At 43.3% G+C, this 2,491-nt stretch carries 2 protein-coding genes; both read right to left on the bottom strand.

All coding sequences use genetic code 11. The annotated features are described in order from the left end of the window. Positions 1–6: 6 nt before the first annotated feature. Positions 7–1,887 (bottom strand): beta-propeller domain-containing protein, encoded by a 1,881-nt coding sequence (locus JQM82_RS15150; RefSeq protein ID WP_235251234.1) that lies wholly within the window; start codon positions 1,885–1,887, stop codon positions 7–9. A 17-nt stretch (positions 1,888–1,904) separates the two neighbouring features. Continuing rightward, positions 1,905–2,384, bottom strand: coding sequence for an RNA polymerase sigma factor (locus tag JQM82_RS15145; RefSeq protein ID WP_235251233.1), 480 nt, complete (start codon positions 2,382–2,384; stop codon positions 1,905–1,907). Between the last annotated feature and the right edge of the window lie 107 nt (positions 2,385–2,491).

The raw sequence follows: 2,491 nt of genomic DNA, 5'->3' as shown, positions 1-2,491 counted from the left end.
CAATTTCTACAATATAATATCCCCGGATTTTTTTGAATTTGCAAGATCGTATGCTTCAATAATATTTCCCCGTATTACATACAGTGTATCTCCTATATACAGACCTCTGGTTCCTCCGGAAGAATTTCCGTTGATTTCTTCCTGTAGTTTGCAGACGAATCCTGTCTCCTCTTCATAGGTAAAAAGATAGTAGTCTTCCCCCCTGATTCCATAGGCTGCAAATCCAATCAGATTTTTCTGTGGATCAGCCAGAACTGCTTTATAATCATACGCCACATCTGTTCCATAGACCTCCTCTATCACATACGTTGCTTCTTCTTTTACATCTGTCCGATCCGAGATATCAAACATCGTAAGCTTTACCCCTTCCGTTTCTCCTGTATTTTCATCCGCAGCCATACCGATTCCAAGCAGCCTGTCCTTTCCATAGAAGTGCAGGTACTCTGAGAAACCAGGAATCTTAAGTTCTCCGATAATCTTCGGGTTATCCGGATCTGACAGATCCACACTGAAAAGCGGGTCCGTCTCACGGAAAGTGACAAAGTACCCGGTATCTCCAATAAATCTGGCCGAATATACCCTTTCATCTTTTGCCAGATCTTCTATCGCTCCTGTAATCTCCAGGCTTTCATCCATCACATAGACCGCATTGGTATCTCCATCCGTCGTTACGACTCTTAGTTTTCCCTGATACTCGTCAATAGAAAAGGTATCATTCAGATATCCGGCAAAGCTTCCCTGTGCCTTCCCCTCCAGTTCTCCGTCCTGATATGCAAACTTACGAACAGTTGTCGTAGATCTGTCGGAATCTTTCCATTGCGTTTCATAATAATATATATTCTGATTGCTAACGTATGTCTTCCCACCTTTGCTGAAAATCGCTGTACTATCACAGATTTCATCCGGATTCGCAATATTAATTGATGTGATCACTTCATACATACAGCCCTGCGACACCTGCGGAAGACAGATATCTGCCTGTTCCATCTCTTTATCATTAATCAACGGAACATATGTTGATGGGTCCTCTCTGACGATCGGATCGTTCACATAATATTCGCTGAACAGATAGAGATACCCATTTGCCATTCTGGATGTATTGTAATTTCCACTCTGAGACATACGGCCAATTTCTTTCGGTTCTGTCACATCCGCGATATCATAAGTCAACGCCTCTGTCTCCACTGTCCATCCGTCTGCCGTCATATAGCCCTGATCTGAGATCAGCACCATTCTTTTTCGTTCTGTATCCAGATATATTTCCCGAATCGTGTATTCTTTTTCAAGCGTAACACTTCCACATTTCACCATATCTCCGCCATTTGCTGAGATAATATCTGCCACGTATCCATTTTCTTCCACAACATACAGATATGTCCCGTCTGTTTTTACTATATCGCCTTCATCGACCCCTTCCTGTCTGACGTTCGTCTGCGAATAATCTCCCGATTCGCCATACTCCTGCTTCATACCGAAACTGTTCGCGGAAACGCTTGAATCCAGCGAAGCCTCTTCTGTACTTCCCAGATCATACGTAACCGCCTCTCTGGTCATCATAGAATCCTGATAGGATTTTACATATTGATAGATCTGATCATAACTTTCAGCCATAGCAAGTTCTTTACTCTCACTTATCTGACTGCCTGCATTCTTCCCCGTATCTCCGTCCTTCTGTCCCATACGCTGGTCTGTCCACAGCAGGATTCCAGAAACCACAACAATACACGCTGCCGCAAGAACCCCGATTCTGAAAATTGGAAATCGTTTTTTCTGCTTTCTGTGTTCCAGAAGTTCCCGGATCTGGTCCGGCTTCAAATGATCAGGAACTTCTATCTCTTCTGCTTCTTTTCGTATTTGATCAATCACATTCTGTTCATTCTTATTCATGGCACAGCCTCCTTCCCCTAACCCAGAACATATTTCATCTTCTGAAGAGCGCGGCTCCTTCTGGACCGGACAGTATTGGGATTCATGCCCAATATCTTCCCGATCTCCGCACTGTTGTATCCGCCAAAAACCGACATGCCTATGATCATCTGTTCTTCTTCAGACAGGACAAAGAATGCCCTTCGGACTTCTGTATCTCTTCCGTAATCCGGTTCTTCACAGAATTCATTCTTCTCTTGTATTTCCCACACATTATGTAATTCCTTCGCAGCTCTTTTCAATCTTTTTTTACATATGTTTGTCAGGATCGTATACATCCAGCTTTTAAATGCCGTCTGCTCCCTGAGCTTTTGGATGTTTTCATAAGCCGATATCACCGCTTCGCTGACCGCATCCTCTGCCTCATGCTGATTTCTAAGTATACACAGAGCGTATCGATACAGATCCGCATAGATTTCTTCATACATCCTGGCAAATATCTTCGCATCACATTTCATACCCTTCCCTCCCTGCCGGATTGCCTGTCCTGATATTTCACTTTGCACTGCCAGTCTTTATACTTATTAGAGTCCAAAAAGCAGTAAACTGTTGCATTCATTTTCAT

It is taken from the genome of Faecalicatena contorta (assembly GCF_021531995.1).
GTDB lineage: Bacteria > Bacillota > Clostridia > Lachnospirales > Lachnospiraceae > Dorea_A > Dorea_A contorta_A.
This window is presented reverse-complemented; position numbering and strand designations above follow the sequence as displayed.